Source organism: Kitasatospora sp. NPDC057738 (assembly GCF_042798815.1).
Taxonomy (GTDB): domain Bacteria; phylum Actinomycetota; class Actinomycetes; order Streptomycetales; family Streptomycetaceae; genus Kitasatospora; species Kitasatospora lactacystinica.
Window position 1 is genome coordinate 1 of sequence record NZ_JBHVJT010000040.1, and the last position, 17,800, is coordinate 17,800.

The window sequence follows — 17,800 nt, forward strand, 5'->3', positions numbered from 1 at the left end:
CGCGGACGGCGGCTGCCGCGGCGGCCGGTGACGCGACCAAGGCGCACGAGGCACGGGTGGCGGCGGACGCCGCCGACGCCGCGTCCAAGATCGCCGCGGACGCGAACGCCACGCTCGTCAAGGCGAACGAGGCCGCCAAGAGCAGCAAGGACGCGGCGGGTGCCGCGCTCAGTGCCAAGGGCAACGCGGATGCCGCGGCGGGTTCGGCCGAGCAGGCCGGTGCCTACGCGGACAGCGCCGGCGGGCAGTCCGCCAAGGCCAAGCAGGCCGCGGCGGCGACGCGCCGCTCGGCCGCCGAGGCCGGCCGTGCCGCCGCCGCCTCCCAGCAGCTGGCGGCCGAGGCCGTCACGAAGGCCGACGCGGCCGCGGCGCTCCTGAAGTCCGCGGGCGAGCACGCCGCCGCAGCGGCGCAGGCCGCGAGGGACGCCGCTGACCACGCCGGTCAGAGCAGCAACGCCGCGCAGGAGTCCACCGACCACGCGAACGCCGCCTCCGGCTTCGCCGCGGACGCCCAGACCGCGGTCGACAAGGCCAACGAGATCCAGGACCTGGCCCGCCGCACCGAGGCCGAGGACCTGACCAACCGCACCGCGGCCGCCGTGGAGAAGGCCCGCAAGGCCAAGGCCGACCAGGCGGACAAGCAGTCGCAGACCAACCAGGCCGCCCAGGACGTCCAGAAGGCCAAGGCCGAGGCCGACCGCCTCGCCCAGCTGGCCAACCAGCCCGGCGCCACCCCGGCGCAGGTCGCCACCGACGGCCGCAAGCTCGCCCTCGTCTCCCGCAAGATGTCGAGCACCTGGGGATCGGCGGCGGCCGACGCGGCTCTCACCGGCAACGACGCCGCCGTGTTCTCCTACCTCAAGGCCGGCCGCAAGCAGGCCGAGGAGCACGACGCCCGCGACCGAGCCACCAAGATCTACGGGGACTCGGAGAGCGACGCGGTCCGCACCGCCGCCTACACCGCGCTCCAGGGCACCACGGACCAGGTCAACGCCTTCCTGGCCAGTGGTCAGTTCGATGCCGCGGCGCCGGAGAACCGGCTGACGATCACCCGCATCAGCGACAGCACCGGCCCGGCCGTCAAGGCCGCCGCCGACGCCGCGCTGCGGGTCAACACCCCGGCCGCGCTGCGGGACTTCCTCGGCAAGGGCCTGGCCGACGCGCAGGCCGCCGACGACCGCCTCGTCGCCACCCGGCTGGAGGACGCCCCGGACACCGAGCCCGAGCTCAAGGCCGCGGCCAAGGTGGCGCTCGAAGGCCCCGTCCAGGACCTGCGCACCTTCGTGGCCCAGGGCCAGTACACCGCCCAGCAGAAGGACCGGCTCACCGCCGTCCACGTCGCCGACGTCAAGGGCCTGATCGCCGAGGCCACCGCCGCCGCCGCGACCGCCCAGAAGAACGCGGCCACGGCCCAGGCCGCCGCCGCCATCGCCCGCAACGCCTCCGCCGAGGCCAACGGCTACGCCGCCCAGGCCCAGGCCTCGGCCAACACCGCCGCCGACTACGTCACCAGGGCCCAGGCCGCCGCCGACGCCGCCCAGGCCGACGCCGCCAGGGCCGCAGCGGCCGCCAAGAGCGCGAGCGCCGCCAAGGCCTCCGCCAACCGCGACGCCGCCAAGGCCGTCTACTCCGCCAACCAGGCCGAGCGCTCCGCCCGGCAGGCTCGCTGGTCGGCGGCCGAAGCCAACGAGTCCGCGAGCGCCGCCCGCAGCTCCGCCGAGGCGGCCGGTCAGGACGCGACGGCCGCCCAGACCGCCGCCGACAACGCCCACGCGACCTACGAGACGCGGCGGGACGCCGAGGAGAAGGCCCGGCTGGCCAGGCTGGAGGCGGAGCGCAAGGAGGCCGAGAAGCAGGCCCAGGCCGCGAAGGAGAAGCAGGACTCGATCGCGGCGATCGAGGAGGAGATCAAGAAGGCGAAGGAGGACAGCGAGAACGTCAGCTACCTCTACCACCTCTTCTCCGAGAGCATCCACCTCACCCTCGACGTCATCGGCGGTGCGGGCGGCGTCATCGCCCCCGGCCTCGCCGACATCGCGGACCTCGTCAACTGCGCCTACTACGCGGTCGAGGGCCGAACCACCGACGCGGTCACGTCCTGCATCGGAGCGATCCCCTTCATCGGTGACGGTGCCGCCGTCGCCAAGCTCGCCCAGTGGGCCAAGAAGTTCGGCTCCTGGGGCGAGAAGGCCGTCGAGTTCATCAAGAAGCTCGTCACCCGTCTTCCTCCGCCGACCTGCCCGCTGAACAGCTTCCCGGCCGGCACCCGCGTCCTGATGGCCGACGGTTCCACCCGCGCCATCGAGACCGTCCAGGTCGGCGACGAGGTCCTCGCCACCGACCCCACCACCGGAGTCGCCGGTCCCCGTCGGGTGTCGGCCACCATCTACACCCCGGACGACCGCGACTTCACCGACATCTCCCTGGGCGCCGGGCAGTCCCTGACCAGCACCGGCCACCACCCCTTCTGGTCCGAGAACCGGAAGTCCTGGACCGACGCCGCCGACCTCAGGACCGGCGACGAACTGCGCGACCCCGCCGGACAGCCCCGGCGCATCGAGGACGTCCGGAACTGGAACACCCTCCAGCCCGCCTACAACCTCACCGTCGAGGACCTCCACACGTACTACGTGCTGGCCGGCGACCTGCCGGTCCTGGTCCACAACACGACGAACTACTGCCCGAAGCGTCTCGCCCTCGGTCTCAGCGAAACCCAGGACGGCAAGGACCTGATGAGCCCGTTCACCAAGCTCACCAAGTCCGAGTCGTTCATGACCTTCCCCGACGGCACGGACTGGAAGCAGACCGTCCGTGACGCGCTCGCCCCGGGGAAGGACACCGCAATCGTCTTCAACCTCACCGGCTTCGGGAAGGATCTGGCACGGGAGTGGGCCGCGGCACAGGAGGGGATGGCGGTTCCCGTGCAGCCCTTCACGGGCTGGGAGCTGGCCATGATCAAGGCTGCGCCGAAGGAGGTACGGGATCGCGTGAAGTGGTACCTGGACGGTGTAGAGACGACGAGCCCCTTCGACTGAGACGAGCCCTTCGCATGACCAACGGGATGACGTTCCTGGCAGGAATCGACGATCTGCCCCTGCGGACCGGGCGGGCCTTCCGCCCCTGGTCCTACTCGGTGTCGCACCGCTGCCTGGTGCTGCGGACCTGGGAGGACGACACGAAGCCGGCCCTGGAACTGGAGTTCAAGAACGTCTTGGCGATGAAGCTCCGACGGAGCTTCGACCAGCTGCACGTGTCCGAGGTCGTCGACGGGGTCCCCGAGATCGACGAATTCGCGGACATCTCGGACGAGGACCGCGAGTTCTTCCGGACCCTGCTGTTGTCCGGCGGCACCCACCAGGGGTTCGTCGTGTGCAGCCGCATGCAGCTCGTGAGCCTGTGACACGACTCCGTTGATCCCGAGGCGTGAGGGCGTCCTGCCGGTTCCGTCCGGCAGGACGCCCTTCCCCTCGGCCGTCGGCCCCCTCCGAATCCGGAGGGGGCCGACGCGTTTCCGACCCCGTCCAGCAGCGCCTCGACGCGCGGGCGGGCGGGTTCACGAGGCCTCTCCTCTCGCGGCCGCGGCCGCCGCCGGAAGTCCCGGGTGCGGTCCGGGCGGCGTGGCGACCGCGATCCCGTCCAGGGCACCACGCGGAGCCCGGGGCGGTCGTCGGTGCGCAGGAGGAGAGGCGGCCGGGAACCTGCTTCCGACGGCGTATCACCGTCCCTGAGGGAACCCCGAGGAGGCTTCCGGTGAAACCTGCCCGCCCGGCGTCGGCGTCAGCAGCCGATGGAGCGCATGGTGACGCTGGTGAAGTGGGTGCCCGAGGGGGCGTAGAGGGTGATGGCGCGGGACTTGCCCTTGCCGCCGGCCCAGTCGCTGTCGACGCGGCCGCCGTTGGAGAGGTTGCCGCGCACGTACGGACAGCGGCCGTCCGCCTTGGTGTCGTGCACCGTGCCGACGACCTTGGTGTTGTAGTTGCACCACTTGCCGTTCGCGTAGCCCTCGCCGGAGCTGACGCTCCAGTTCTGGGTGCACGAGTCGGCGGGCGGCGCGGCGTGGGCGCCGCTGGCCGGGAGGAGCAGGGCGGCGAGGGTCAGAGCGGCGACGGCGGCTCCGGGGACGGCGAGACGGCGCTTGGACATGGCGGTACCTCCACACGGGTGCACGGTGGACATCCGGGCCGGGGCGTCGGGCGGCGCGCGGCGCACGACACGCGCGGCACGTCCGGCCGCCCGCCCGGCGGTTCGTCGAGCGTGACGTAGTCGAACAACCCTCGTCAACCTGGGAGTTGGGGGGTGGAGGCGGCATGGTGTCCCTGGGGTACCGGGGCGGCCCGGGTGACCCAAGGGGTACGTCCCGCACCATGGGGGTGGGGTCGCCGGCCCGGATCGGTGTACGAACCCAGTGCGGGGGTTCGGCCGCGGCAAGGGCGGGGAACGGCCTCCTCCCCCGCCCTCAGGCCCGGTCCTCCCGCTGCGCGCGGTGGGCGGCGACGCGGACGCGGGTGGCGCAGCGCGGGGTGCAGTAGCGCTGCGGGGTGCGGCGGCCGGTGTCGATGAAGAAGCGTTCGCAGCCCGGGGCGGCGCAGCGGCCCCAGGCGCAGCCGCCGCGTTCGCCGAGCCACAGGCCGAGGGCGAGGGCGGCGGTGGAGAGCAGCCAGTGGGTGAGGCCGGCGTCGGCGGGGGCGCGGGTGTGCAGGGACCAGGGTCGGCCGGGGAGGCGGACCAGGCGGGGCCGGGCCGGGTGGCGATCGAGCAGGGCGTTGATCAGTTCGGCCGCCCGGTCCGGGTCGTCCGTGTCGAGGACGGCGATCACCTCGGCAGTGGCCTCGCGCAGTTCGCGGGCGTCGGCGTCGGTCAGCCGGAAGGGCGGGCCGCCGTGGCGGTCCAGGAGGGCCTGGAGTTCGGCGGCGCCCGCGCCGGGGTCCTCGCGGACGGTGTTCGCGAGTTCGGTGAGGAAGTGGAGACCGCGGGGGTTGCCGGCGTCGGTGTCCTGGGGCTTGGGCCCGGACTTGGACTCGGACTCGGGCTCGGGCGGGGGCGGGGAGTCGGAGCGGGCCATGGGTCGCCTCGGAATCTCGGAGGGGTTGCCGTCCGGACCATGGTAACTTCAAAAACACCCATTAGGCGTTACCGAGGAGTGGTGGCATGCAATTCCCGGAGACCACGTCCGTGCTCGTCGTCGGCGCGGGCCCGGTCGGCCTGACCCTGTCCGTCCTGCTGTCCGGCCACGGCGTGCCGCACCTGCTCGTCGAGGCGCGCCCCGGCACCTCGCGCCACCCCAAGGCCCGCGGGGTGTCGGCCCGTTCGATGGAGGTCTTCCGGCGGTGCGGCCTGGAGGAGGAGATCCGGCGGGCCGGGCTCCCGGCCTCCCAGGTGTTCTTCTACCGGGGCCGCAACCTGGTCGACCCGGACTACGTCCGCACCGGCCTGACCGGCGGCCCGGCGGAGAGCGCCGAGCGCACCCCCTCCCCGGGGCTGATCTGCTCGCAGGACGCCCTGGAGGCCGTCCTGCTGCGGCGCGCCCGCCGACTCGCCCCGGACGGCGTCCGGTTCGCCACCCGCCTGCTCTCCTTCACCCAACGGGACGGGCACGTCCACGCCCTGCTGGAGGACCGCGACTCCGGCGAGCGCCGCACGGTCCGCGCCGACCGGCTGGTCGGCTGCGACGGCGCGTCGAGCACCGTCCGCGCGGCGGCCGGGATCGCGATGGCGGGGCCGACCGGCCTCGGCCACTACCTGAGCGTCCGCTTCGAGGCTCCGCTCGGCGAGGTCGTCGCCGACCGCGCCAGCGCCTCGTACTTCCTCACCGAACCGGGCCGCGGCGGCTTCCTCGCCGTCGACAACGACCGGCAGTGGATCTACCAGCACCCGTACGATCCCGAACGCGAGGACGCCGCCGCCCTGGCGGCCGACCACCGGGCGCTCGCCCGGCTGGTCCGGGACGCCGCCGGGCTGCCCGAGCTGGCGGTCACCGTCCGGGACACCATGACCTGGCGGATGGACGCCCGCCTCGCCGACACCTACCGCCGCGCGCGGGTGCTGCTCGCGGGCGACGCCGCCCATGTGGTGCCGCCGACCGGCGGGCACGGCATGAACACCGGCATCGGCGACGCCGACAACCTCGCCTGGAAGCTCGCGGCGGTCACCGCCGGGACGGCCGGCGAGGCACTGCTGGACACCTACGAGGCCGAACGCCGCCCGGTGGCCCGGCAGGTCGTCGACATCTCGCTCGCCAACTCCCGCGCCCGGGCCGGCTACCGGATCGACGACGAACTGCTGCTCACCGCCGCCTACCGCTCGACGGCGGTCCTCGCCGACCCGGCCGACCCCGCGCTCCCGCCCCTGGACCCCGGCCTCGCCGGCCTCGAACACCCCGACGGCACACCCGGCACCCGCCTGCCCCACCTGCGGCTCGCCGGCCCGCCCGGGGCCGCGTCCACCCTGGACCTGGTCGGGCCGGGCTTCACCCTCCTCACGGCCACCGGGGACGCGGCCTGGCGCCGGCAGGCGGCCACCGCCGCGGCGGCGGGACTGCCGGTCACCGTGCACGCACTGCCGGCACCCGACCGGCCCGGGCCCGCCGGCCTCCCGCCCACCGGCGCCCTCCTCGTCCGCCCGGACGGCCACATCGCCTGGCGGGCGCCGCACCCTCCCGCCGAGGACGGGCGACTGCTCGCCGTCCTGCGACAGGTGCTGTCGACGGCGGGCGCGGGGACATAGCGGATGACGATTTTCTGACGGACGGTCATAAGCTCTCGGCCACAGGGGGGAAACGGCGCGGCCCTCCCCGTCGTCCTGCCCATTCCGTTCCTGCTCCGACCCCGGCCCCGGACCTCCACGCGGGGTGAAGTACGCCTGCAGGACGGTGACTTCGGGCTCACCCCGACCCCGGGGAGGATGCCGGGCGGCACCTCCGGTGGATGCCCGGACAGGAAACCCACCGGCAGACTCGGCGCGAGGGGGCGCCGACGCGCGCCCGACAGGGGAGGAACGCAGGCATGACGCCACATCCGCGCACATCGAGGGCCGGTATCCGTTCGGCCGCCGCACTCCTGGCCGTCACCGCGCTGCTCGGCGCCGGCGCCACGACGGGCTTCGCCGCGCCCTCCGCCGGACTGCCGGTCGTGATCCAATCCGCCGACGAGGAAGGGGAGTTCCTGCCGGAGGGCGCGGATTCCACCGCGCTGCGCACCACGCTGCGGGGCATCGTCGACGCCGGCTCCTCGGCCGCCGTAGGAGAGGTCCGCCAGGACGGGCGGACCGTCTGGCGCGGGCGCGCCGGGGTGGCCGACCCGGTCACCGGAGCGGCGGTGCCCGCGCACGCCCGGTTCAGGATCGGCAGCGTCACCAAGACCTTCGTCGCCACCGTCGTGCTCCAGCTCTCCGCCGAGCGGCGCCTCGGCCTGGACGACCCGGTCGACGCCCGCCTACCCGGCGCGGTGCCGAACGGCGCGGCCATCACAGTCCGCCAACTGCTCGACCACACCAGCGGGTTGTACAACTACACCGAAGCGCCCGGCATGGATCCCCAGGACGAGGACCAGTACCGCAGCTGGCTGGCCGGACCGCGCTGGCACACCTACCGGCCGGCCGACCTGCTCGCGCTCGCCAACGGCCGTGCCCCGTACTTCCCCCCGGGGCAGGGCTGGCACTACTCCAACACCAACTACCTGCTCGCCGGCCTGCTCATCGAGAAGGTCACCGGCCGCCCCTGGCAGCGGGAGGTCGAGCAGCGGATCCTCCGGCCACTGGGACTGCACGACACCACCATGCCCGGCCTGTCGCCGCTGCTGCCCGGCCCCCACGCCCACGGCTACGTGAAGCTCTCGACCGGGCCGGTGGACGTCACCGAGCTCAACCCGTCCGTCATGGGCGCCGCCGGACAGGGCATCTCCAGCGCCGCCGACCTCAACCGGTTCATCGCCGCCCTCCTGGACGGCCGGCTGCTGCGCCCCGCCGAACTCGCCGAGATGACCAGGACGGCGGACGCCGGGCCGGGACGCGGCTACGGGCTGGGGCTGGCCCGCTTCGACACCCCGTGCGGCGTCTTCTGGGGCCACAGCGGAGACCTCCCCGGCTACTCGACGATGGCCGCCGGCACGGCCGACGGCCGACGCCAACTCGCGCTCTCCCACAACCCGTTCGACCGCTCCGACCCGCGCGCCGCCAAGACCGCCGTCACGGCCTTCCTCACCACGGCCGCCTGCGGGACCGCCCCCGGGCGGTGATCCGCGGCCCGGGCGCGGCACCCGGGGCGCAGCAACCAGGGCGCCAGCGGGCCGGGGCACGGCAACCAGGGCGCGGCGGCCGGGGATCAGCGCCCGGTGGTGACGACCATGCGGAAGCGGGCCCGGCCGCCGGCCATCCTGGCCACCGCAGCCGCGGTCTCCTCCAGCGGCACCTCCTCGATCCACGCCCGTACGCCGGTCCGGGCGGCGAAGCGCAGGGTGTCCTCGGTGTCGACGGCGGTGCCCGAGGAGTGGCCGTAGACCCTCCGGTCCCCGGTGATCAGCTGCAGCGGGCTGATCGAGAGGGCGTCGGCGGAGACGCCGACGACGACGAGCTCGCCGCGCCGACCGAGCCCGTCGACGACGGCGGACATGGCGTCGGCGTTGGTGACCGTGGACAGGACCACCTTCGCGCCGCCGAGCGACCGCAGGGCCCCGGCGACGTCGCCGACGGTGCTGTCGATGTACTGCTCGGCGCCGAGCTCGTGCGCCAGCGGCTGCTTCTCCGCGCCGCGGGCGATGGCCACCGTACGGAAACCCATCGCGCGGGCGAACTGCACCCCCAGATGGCCGAGCCCGCCCAGGCCCAGGACCGCGACCGTGTCCCCGGGCCCGGCGGCGGAGCGGCGCAGGGCGTTGAAGACGGTGATCCCGGCGCAGGCCAGCGGGGCCGCCTCGGCGGCGGTCAGCCCGTCGGGGATCGCGGCCAGGGCCATGGCCGGGACGACGACACTGTCGGCGTATCCGCCGGGGTAGGCCGCCCCGGGGACCTGCAGCTCGGGACAGTGGATGCCGTCACCCGAACGGCAGGCGTCACAACGGCCGCAGCTGCCGCCGTACCAGCCGACGGCGACCCGGTCACCGACCTTCCAGCCCTCCACCCCCTCGCCGAGGGCGTCGATGCGGCCCGCGATCTCGTGACCGGGGGTGACCGGGAACGTCGTGCCCGGCAGGGCGCCACCGGCGATCAGGAGGTCGGAGTGGCAGACGCCGCACGCCTCGACGGCGACGCGCACCGCCCCGCGCCCCGGCTCGCGGACCGGCACCCCGGACAGTTCGGGCGCCGCCCCCGGGGCTGCGACCAGCACGGCGCGCTGCAGGCCGTCGGAGGAGGTGGACGAGGTGGCAGCCATGGTGGAGAACCCTTCCGTACGGAGTCGAAGGTCGAAAGGCCGAAGGCCGGAAGTCAGAGGCCGGAAGTCGGAGGCCGAAGCCAGGCGGCAGGCGGCGGGCGTCAGGCGTCACCCGCCTCGGCACTCCCACCAGCTTCGTCCCTCCGCCGCCATTTGTCCGCGCACGCCCGCCGCGCCGACTCCCCGGCCCGGTGGGCGTCATCGGGCGAAAGGCCGCATCGTCGGTGCCCCGGCGGCAAGAATGTGGTCCGCGTCCCGCTGGGAACGGTCCCGACCCCGAGGAAGGCTTGTGATGACGCAGAGCGCACCCGACTTCGCCGAGCTGCTGAGGGGCGCCACGCGCTCCGCCGTGCACCTGGAGATGCGCGACACCTACTCGGTCGGCGAGGAGGTCGAGCCCTTCGACCGCTTCAGAAGGACCGGCGAGGTGGACAACGACCCGAACACATCGTTCTGGCCGACGTGGATCCCCCTGGTGGAGGATGCCGTCTCCCGGGGTGTCGTCCTGCGCCGCGCCCGGATCGTCTCGGAGCCGGTGACCGACTACGTCAGGTACGAGCACGCCGTCACCCCCGTCAACCTCGCGGCCGGCGAACAGGTCCGGTGGCTTCCCCGGAGCCGGGCATCGACCATCGCCCTCCCGGGCAACGACTTCTGGCTGATCGACCGGCGACTGGTGCTCTTCCACTGGTTCACGGGCGACGGCGACTGGGCGGGCCACGCCTTCACGGAGGACCGGGCCGCGGTGGACCTCTGCTCCGCGGCCTTCGAGGCCGTCTGGGCGGCGGGCGTCCCCCACGAGAAGTTCACCGTCGAGTAGTTCGCCGTCGAGAGGTTCGCCGTCGAGTAGTTCACTGTTGAGAGGTTCACCGTCGAGAGGTTCACCGTCGAGAGGTTCGCCGTCCGACGCCACGGGCACCGGACGCCTGCCGCGCCTCTCTCCGAGGCACGGCGGGCGAGGTGCGCGGTTCTCAGTGCCGGTGGTGGTTGTCGGGTTGGGCGGGGTCGCCGGGGTGTTCCAGGCCTTCGACCAGGGTGAGGCGGCGGGCGCGTGCGTGGTCGAGCCAGCGGACGAAGGCGGCGCGGCGGGCGGCGCCGCGGAGGGTCGGGGCGGGGTCGGGGGGCTCCGGGGGCGTGGTCACGGTGAGCAGGGCGGCTTTCCAGGGGCCGGCGGTGACCCATGTGCCGGGCGGGGCGGCGCGGAGGGCTTCGGCGAGGGCGGTCGGGAGGGTGTCCGGGTCGGCCTCCAGTTCGCCGTCGGGGAGGGCGAGGTGCCAGCGCTCCGCCGGTGGGCGGGTGGTCATGGTGCGGTAGTGGGCGATGTCGGCGGGTGAGGGTTCGACGTCGGCGGTGACGGCCGCGTAGACGGCGCGGACGGCCGGGTTGCCCTCGAAGGCGGCCGCCGTGATGGAGCCGAGCTCGACGGCGGCCTGCTGGTCGAGGCGGGCGGGGCCGTCGGGGGCCACGGGCAGCCGGCGTTCGGCGGCGACCGCCTCGCACAGCGCCTCGGTCAGCAGGACCTGGGCGGCCCATCGGGTGAGCTGGCGGTCCTCCGAACTGCCGGGCTGCGGCAGGGCGGTGGCGCGCGGGCCGTTCCGCAGGGCGGCGAGGCGCTGGTCGAGTGCCGTCCGCGGGAGCGGGCGTCCGTCGAGCAGGCCGAGCGTGGTCATGCCTCCACCACCAGGGCGACGGTCGGGGCGTACTGGCAGCGGCCGAACCACATGACCTTGGCGAGGGCCCAGTACGCGCCCGGGTCGGTGGATTCGGGGACGGTGACGGGGAAGTCGACGGTCGTGGCGGTACCGGCCGGGGCGGTGAAGCCGCGGACGGGGTCGGCGACGGCCTCCCAGGTGCCCCACGGGGAGACGAGCTGGAGTTCGCCGCGGATCTCGCCGCGCGTGCGGTTGGTGAGGACGAGGGAAAGGGTGGCCCGGCCGCCGGGGGCCACGCGCAGGGTCTCGGTGGAGACCTCGACGTCCAGCCCGGTGTCGCGGCCGGTGGTGGCCTTGGTGCCCTGGGCGATCGTCCAGTCCTCGGGAGTGTCGCCGGGTGCGGGGAGCAGGCCGGGCAGTTCGCCGACGGCGATGGTCACCACGTCCTCGATCCGCTGGCCGTCGTGCTCGATGCGGACGGCGGCGAAGTACAGCCCGGGCTCGGCCCCGGCCGGCGGGGTGACGGTGACCGGGAAGCGCAGGTGCCCGCCGGCCTCCAGCCGGTACGGGCGGCTGCCGGGGCCGGTCGTCCAGCCCTCGGGCGGCAGGACGACGGCCGTGCCCTCGACGGCGGCATCGCGGAGCTGGGAGGAGAGCGCGACCGACAGCGTCACCGGCTCCCCCGCCGTTCGCAGCAGCCCGGGCGAGGCGCCGACGGACACCGGCAGGTAGCCGAGCGGGGCCGGGCCCCGGTTGTGGAGCCAGTAGCGGGCGTGGACGGGTTGGGCGGGTTCCGCGGTGGGGCCGAGGTCCGTCGCGGCCGCGGGGGCGGTGACGGCCGGGGTCGCGAGCAGGGTGGCGATCTGCGAACCGGCGAGGTCGAGAGCGGAGTCGCCGGAGGGAAGCGGTCGTTCCAGCAGGTCCGCGGCCCGGATCTCGCCGAGGCCGAGCGCGCCGCCGATCCGCGCCGTGCGCCCGAGGCCGGTGGATTCGACGAGCCGGACGGTCAGTTCGCGCCCGAGTGGCGACGTCGAGCCGTGCGCGATCGGGTTGCCGGCCGGTTTGAGCGTCCCGAGCAGCACCTCGCGCTGCGGCTCGACCCGCAGCCAGGACAGGGTGGCGGGCAGCGGCCCGTCCTGCGCCGGGGCGATCCGGGCGTACAGCGGGTGGTTGAACTCCTGGCCCTGGGCGGGCAGTGTGCGGTCCCGCCAGTCGCCGTCCCCTCCCACCAGCGCGTATTTGAACTCGTGTGTCCAGTACTGGAGTTGGAAGGACGTGCCGTCGGGCAGGGTTCGCCGGGGCGGGTCGATCCAGACGCCCGAGGGCCAGCCGGTGCAGGAGCGCATCAGCGACAGGTGCAGGGCGCCGGTGGTGTCGACGGCGAAGCCGGGCAGACCGAAGCTCAGCAACGCGACGGTGTGGTCGGCCAGTTGCTCCTGGACCGGGGACGGGCAGACGGCGGTGATCCGGGCGTCGGCCAGGTCGTCGACCAGCGCCGCCACGTCGGAGACGACGAGCGCCGGCAGCGCCCGCAGGTCGCGCAGGTCGGCGTCCGGCCGCCAGACCTCGGCGAGCGGGGTCACCGCGGGCACCCACACCGCGCCGTGCGCCTTCAGGACGGCGGCGTACTCCTCCCCCGCCAGCGAGATCAACTCCCGGGCGGCATCGTTGGCTTCCGGCCCACCGACGACGATCCGGAAGTCCGGCAGGTTGGAGTCCACCTCCAGCCAGCCGTACCGCGCCCAGTCCGCCCCCGAGGTGGTGGCGGTGACCCCGACCCGGGCGAGCGCGACCACCAGCGGACGGGCGTCGGCGGCGTCGTCCAGCGCGGGGACGACGACCTCCGCCACCCCGAGGGCGCGCGAGCCGGCCGGCGCACCCAGTGCGTCGGTGAGGTCGACGCGCGCGGTGGCGCCGAGCCCGAACCAGGTGTTGGCGGGGTTGTCCAGGGTCCACGGCGCCTCCGCCGAGTCCACGTCCGGCATCGCGAAGCCGCGCCCGACGACCGCGCCCGCGACCTCGCTGACCGGCAGGCCGCCGGGGACGTCCACCGGGAAGCGCAGCCGCAGCAGCCGGTCGGCGCCGGAGTGGTCCACCACCCGGGTGCGGCAGTCCACCCGGTCGAGGCCGCGCCAGAGCGTGACGGTCTGCTCGTACCGGACGGAGTCGACCGTGCCCTCGATCACGAGGCGCTCGCCGAGCGGCCCGGTCTCCCGGCGGACGGACGCCTCGCCGTCGCCCGAGCCGACGACCGGACCGCTGGGCACCAAGTGCCAGGGGCCCTCGCCGAAGTCGGGGTGCTGCGGGTACTCCTCGTACACCCGCAGCTCGTTGCCGATCCGGCCCTCCTGGATCAACTCCCTTCGGTTCGGCAGGTCGTGGACCGAGGTGAGGCCGCCGCCGCGTGCCGGGTCGGCGGTGACGCGGTACCGGTCGCCCTCGATCACGAAGCCGTCGGCCGCCGTCCACGGCTGCTCCGCCTCGCCCTCCACCAGTCGCCAGGTGCGCCAGCCGAGCGCGGGCACCTCGGCGGCCAGGAAGCGCAGCGTCCCCCGGTCGACGGCGCTCGGCACGGGCTCGCCCCGGTCGTCGAGGACTCGCACCGACCGCATGCCGTCCGGCAGTTCGACCGTGACGAGGTCGGTCCGGTCGAAGGAGAGCGTGTTGGTCACCACGATCGCCGAGCCCGCGCCCGCCGTGGGTCCCGCCCCCGCCGTGCAGATCCGCCCCGCGAGAGCGTCCAGCGCCGCGTCGCGTACGCCGGACGCCAGGTCGTACGCCTCCCGCCAGCCACCGAGCAGGTCCAGGTACACCTGGTCGGACTCGGAGCCGGTGATCGCGTCGTGGTGGGCGCCGTAGGCGAGTTGGCGCCAGACCTTGTCGAGCGCGGCGGCCGGGTAGCGGCCGAGGCCGTGCACGGAGGCGAGCGTGGCGAGCTTCTCCGCGTCCACGGCCGCGACCTCGCCGGCTCGTTGGGCCTGCTTGGTGTCGATGTAGGAGACGTCCTTGCCGGTGTACACCGGGTTCATGTCGCGGGTCTGCGGGCTGGGCCGCCGTCCGGTGGCGGCGAGTTCGGCGCGGACGGCGTCGAGGAAGTCGCGCGGGACGGCGCAGACGAACCGGGGCCAGAGGTACTTGGCGGCCCAGGAGCGGTGGATCTCGGTGACCCACTTGTTCGGCGGGGTGTAGTCCGTCCCGACCGGCAGCAGCAGGTTCTTCGTCGCCCCGACGGGCTTGAGCTTGCGGTACAGCTCGTAGACGGCCTGTTCGGCGGTGGCGAGGTCCGGGGAGGAGTCCATCCACCAGCCGGCCGAGTAGTGGTGCGGCATGTAGTGGGTGAGCACGCCCTCGCCGCCGGGGGCGATCCACTCGAACTCGCTCGGGAACTGCATCACCCGGGCGTCGTCCTTGGCCTCCCGGAAGTTCTTCTGGATCGGGCCCCACTGGTGGAAGGGGCCGCGCGCCCAGGCGCTGCCGGTGAGGCCGGCCGCGGCGAGGTGGCCGGGGAACTGCGGGTCGTGCCCGAACACGTCGAGCTGCCAGGCGGTCCGCGGGTCGCCGCCGAGGATGTCACGCTGGTAGCCGATGCCGTGGACGATGTTGCGGATGGTGGTCTCCGCGCCGGTGAGGTTGGTGTTCGGCTCGTTGTAGGTGCCGCCGACGAGTTCGACCTGGCCGCGTTCCAGCAGCAGCCGCAGGGTCTCGCGGCGCTCCGGGTGCTGGTCGAAGTACGGCTTCAGGTAGTCGACTTCGGCGAGCACGAACTTGTACACCGGGTCCCGCAGGGCGAGGTCCAGGTGCGCGTCGACGAGGGCGAAGCCGTTGCGCTCCCACAGCGGCCGGGTGGTGGCGTCGGCGGAGAGCAGTTCCCACGGGGAGGTGTAGGCGGCCTGGGTGTTCCACCAGACCGGGTCGTAGTGGAAGTGCGAGACCAGGAACATCGTCCAGCCGGGCTCGGCGACGTCCACGCTCGCCTCCGCGACGGCTTCCGAGGCCCGCACGGTGACGGGCAGCCGCTCGCCGGGCGAGGCCCCGCCGATCTCCAGCGGGACCTCGACCAGGCCCGTGCCGGTCGCCTCGCCGCGGACGCCCGGGCCGCTGACCGTGATCCGGGCGGCCGGGCCCTCCAGCGTCACCCGCAGCACTTGGCGCGGGGCGTCCTCGGGACCGACGAACAGATCGGTGCTCTCGACGGCGGTGATGGTGACCGGCACGGGGGTGCTTCCTTTCCTCTGACAGGGCAGCGCGGGCCAGCGGGGCTACGCGCCCCAGGCCTCGAACTCGTAGATGCGGGCGGCCGGATCGCCGTTCTGGGTCGGCGTGTTGACCACCAGCCGGACGTACCGGGCGGTGGTGTTCACCGGGTGGGCGGTGGTGCCGGCCGTGTTCCCGGTGACGTCGGCGACGGTCGTCCAGGGGTCGTTCGCGCCCGAGCGGACCTGGACGGCGAAGTCACGGGTGTTGTACGAGGCGCTCTCGCCGCCCGCCGCCGCGTGCTTGACCACGAACTTCGACAGCTGCTTCGCCGAACCGAGGTCCACCTCCAGCCACTTGGCGGAGGTCAGCGCGCACCACTTGTCGCCGGTCCCGCCGCCGACGCTGCCGTTGACGGCCTTGGCCGGGCCCTCGTTGGCGTTGCACTGGCCGGAGGCGGTGGCCGGGCGGTTGAGCGCCAGGTTGACGGAGGTCGGCGGGGTGCCGTTCCAGCTGACGGTCGTGGAGGCGGCAGTGGAGCGCCTGTAGGTGGTGGACACCGCCTCGACGTCCAGTGTGGTGGCGTTCTCGTTGCCGGCCCGGTCGAGCCGCCCGACGAAGTACGCGTCGTTGGGCGTGGCGCCGAGGAAGCTGCGGCTGCCGTCCGCGTTGCGCCGGTAGACCTCGTAGTGGTGGACGTTGCCGCCGGGCGCCGCCGTCCAGGACAGCCGCAGGGACTGGCTGGAGCCGGCCGTCACGTCGCTCGCACCGAGCACGGTGAGGCCGGCCGGGGCCGCCGGGGTCTCCACCGCACCGTCGTAGAGGGCGATCTGTCCGACCCGGAGGTCGTACGCCGGGTCGCTGCCCTCGACCCGCAGGGCGATCTGGGCGACGGTGCGGCCCGCGTACGGGGAGAGGTCGAGGGTGTGCCGTTCCCAGCCGCTGCCGGTGTTGGCGCCGACGTCGACCGTGGTGAAGCTGCTCGGCGAGTCCGTGAACGACACGGCGGCCTTGAGCTTCGTGGGCCCGGCGGCCGGGGTCTTGACCACCAGGTCCAGCCTGGTGTTCGCGGCGACCGGCAGCTTGGCCTGGTACAGCCGGACGGTGTTGGCGGCGTCGAGCTTTCCGCTCAACCGCAGTGAGGAGCCGCCCTGGTAGGCGTCGGTGAAGTCGACGGACGGGGTGAGCCTGCTGCCGGTCGACTCCACCACCCAGCGGTAGGTGGGCGGGACGTCCTGGAGCGAGAGGTTGTTCCAGCCGCCGGTGGCGACCCGGGTGCCGGCCGCATTGTAGAAGTCGCCCTGCCCGGTGCCGAAGTTGGTGACGAACGGCTTGGCGGTGATCGGCGAGGATTCGGCGACGTAGCCGGCCAGCCCGGGCCAGCCCGCCGAGAGGTCGATCCGGGACGGGTCGTTGTTGGCGCCGACCCAGTAGCGGGCGTCCTTGGCGTAGAAGTCGGCGCGGTCGGTGGCGGACTTCCAGGTCCACTCCGGGCGGTAGAGGCCGAGCGAGGTGGTGTGCGGCTGCCCGGACGGGAAGAGGGTGTTCCAGTCCACGCCGGTGTTGTAGCCGTTGGCCTCGGTGTCGATGCCGGAGTAGAGCTCGTACTCGCTGCGGCCGAGCTGCCGGGCCAGCGCCCGGGAGGAGTTCAGGCCGCTCGCCGACCAGCCGAAGTTCAGGAACATCGAGTCCGAGGTGCGCTTGGAACCCTCTTGCAGGAAGGGCGAGTTGGCGGAGGTGAGGGCGTTCTGCCAGTTGACGGAGCCGGAGGTGGTCATCGCGTCGTACCACATGAACTCGGTGCCGCTCTGCGCCTTGGTGTACTGCATCAGGTTGCGCACTTCGCCCGCCAGCGCCGAATCGCCGCCGCCTGTCTCCTGGTTGATGAACCAGCCGTCGAAGCCGTAGTACTGCGCGGCCTGGACGAGCTTGTCGGCGACGGGGTAGCGGCCGCCGGACTTCTGGACGAAGTCGCGCACCCACTGGAGCTGGCCGCCGTACGCGCCGGGCGGGAAGAAGACCGTGCCGTACACCTTGACGCCGTTGCGGTGGGCGGCGTCGATCACGGTCGGGTTGGGGGCGAGGATCAGGCCCTCGCCGGCCGAACCGCCCCAGAACACCAGCTTGTCGACGTACTGCCAGTAGCCGAAGGCGTAGTAGTTGGGATCGGCGGAACCCTGCGAGGGGTTGTTGGAGGTGGGACCGAAGGAGACCAGGGAGGCGATCTTCCCCTCGCCGGCACGGGCGTTGGGGTTGGCCCGCAGCGCCGGGTCGCCGGTGCGCGGCTGGAGCGGGACGCGGGAGCGGTTGAAGCGGGCGTCCGGGTCGGTGGCCGGGTCCCAGGTCAGGATGCTGTTGGGGTACCAGTACGAGGCGAAGGGCTGGGTGCCCGAGCCGACGGTGACGGCGGGCGCCGCTGCGGGTATCGGGTCGGCCCGGGCCGCGGGGACGGCGGTCAGCGCGGCCGTCGCGAGGGCGGCGCCGAGCAGCAGGGGGAGGCGTCGTGACATGCGGTGGCTCCGATCGAGCGGAGGAGGGTGGGGGCGGGCCCGCCGTCGCGGACGGGCCCGACTGCATGCGGGCGTGCCGG

General features: G+C 73.8%; 11 protein-coding genes. 5 read left to right on the plus strand and 6 right to left on the minus strand.

Annotated features, from left to right (window positions below):
* Together ACFVGO_RS21830 and ACFVGO_RS21835 are read left to right on the plus strand one after the other, a co-directional pair.
* Window positions 1-3,035: polymorphic toxin-type HINT domain-containing protein (locus ACFVGO_RS21830; RefSeq protein ID WP_380633486.1), on the plus strand; the 3,035-nt coding region annotated here is incomplete at its 5' end.
* Window positions 3,036-3,049: 14 nt separating this feature from the next.
* On the plus strand, window positions 3,050-3,400 hold the full coding sequence (locus ACFVGO_RS21835) for a hypothetical protein (protein ID WP_380633488.1): 351 nt from the start codon (window positions 3,050-3,052) through the stop codon (window positions 3,398-3,400).
* 377 nt (window positions 3,401-3,777) lie between these two features.
* On the opposite strand, the gene ACFVGO_RS21840 is transcribed toward ACFVGO_RS21835, so the two are convergent.
* The gene (locus tag ACFVGO_RS21840; protein ID WP_359904740.1) at window positions 3,778-4,143 is read right to left on the minus strand and encodes a hypothetical protein; all 366 of its coding nucleotides are present in this window, start codon (window positions 4,141-4,143) and stop codon (window positions 3,778-3,780) included.
* Window positions 4,144-4,456: 313 nt separating this feature from the next.
* A complete protein-coding gene (locus ACFVGO_RS21845; RefSeq protein ID WP_380633490.1) occupies window positions 4,457-5,062 on the minus strand; it encodes a CGNR zinc finger domain-containing protein in 606 nt (201 codons plus the stop codon).
* 86 nt (window positions 5,063-5,148) lie between these two features.
* On the opposite strand from ACFVGO_RS21845, the gene ACFVGO_RS21850 reads away from it, so the two are divergent.
* Complete coding sequence (locus ACFVGO_RS21850; RefSeq protein WP_380633492.1) at window positions 5,149-6,723, plus strand: FAD-dependent monooxygenase; 1,575 nt, start codon at window positions 5,149-5,151, stop codon at window positions 6,721-6,723.
* A 278-nt stretch (window positions 6,724-7,001) separates the two neighbouring features.
* On the plus strand, window positions 7,002-8,231 hold the full coding sequence (locus ACFVGO_RS21855) for a serine hydrolase domain-containing protein (RefSeq protein ID WP_359904749.1): 1,230 nt from the start codon (window positions 7,002-7,004) through the stop codon (window positions 8,229-8,231).
* Between the two features lie 86 nt (window positions 8,232-8,317).
* Here the strand turns inward: ACFVGO_RS21855 and ACFVGO_RS21860 are convergent, their stop codons facing one another.
* A complete protein-coding gene (locus tag ACFVGO_RS21860) occupies window positions 8,318-9,364 on the minus strand; it encodes an alcohol dehydrogenase catalytic domain-containing protein (RefSeq protein ID WP_380633494.1) in 1,047 nt (348 codons plus the stop codon).
* 292 nt (window positions 9,365-9,656) lie between these two features.
* Between ACFVGO_RS21860 and ACFVGO_RS21865 the strand changes: the two genes are divergently transcribed.
* Window positions 9,657-10,184, plus strand: a complete 528-nt coding sequence (locus ACFVGO_RS21865) for a DUF6879 family protein (RefSeq protein ID WP_380633496.1) — start codon at window positions 9,657-9,659, stop codon at window positions 10,182-10,184.
* Between the two features lie 151 nt (window positions 10,185-10,335).
* Here ACFVGO_RS21865 and ACFVGO_RS21870 read toward each other — a convergent pair whose 3' ends face one another.
* From ACFVGO_RS21870 to ACFVGO_RS21880, 3 genes are read right to left on the minus strand one after another with little or no spacing between them, the layout of a single operon-like run.
* Complete coding sequence (locus tag ACFVGO_RS21870) at window positions 10,336-11,034, minus strand: hypothetical protein (RefSeq protein ID WP_380633498.1); 699 nt, start codon at window positions 11,032-11,034, stop codon at window positions 10,336-10,338.
* Window positions 11,031-15,230: an NEW3 domain-containing protein gene (locus ACFVGO_RS21875; RefSeq protein ID WP_380633500.1), complete on the minus strand. Its 4,200-nt coding sequence runs from the start codon at window positions 15,228-15,230 to the stop codon at window positions 11,031-11,033. The genes ACFVGO_RS21870 and ACFVGO_RS21875 overlap by 4 nt, the downstream gene beginning before the upstream one ends.
* Before the next feature lie 45 nt (window positions 15,231-15,275).
* The gene (locus ACFVGO_RS21880) at window positions 15,276-17,720 is read right to left on the minus strand and encodes a discoidin domain-containing protein (RefSeq protein WP_380633502.1); all 2,445 of its coding nucleotides are present in this window, start codon (window positions 17,718-17,720) and stop codon (window positions 15,276-15,278) included.
* Between the last annotated feature and the right edge of the window lie 80 nt (window positions 17,721-17,800).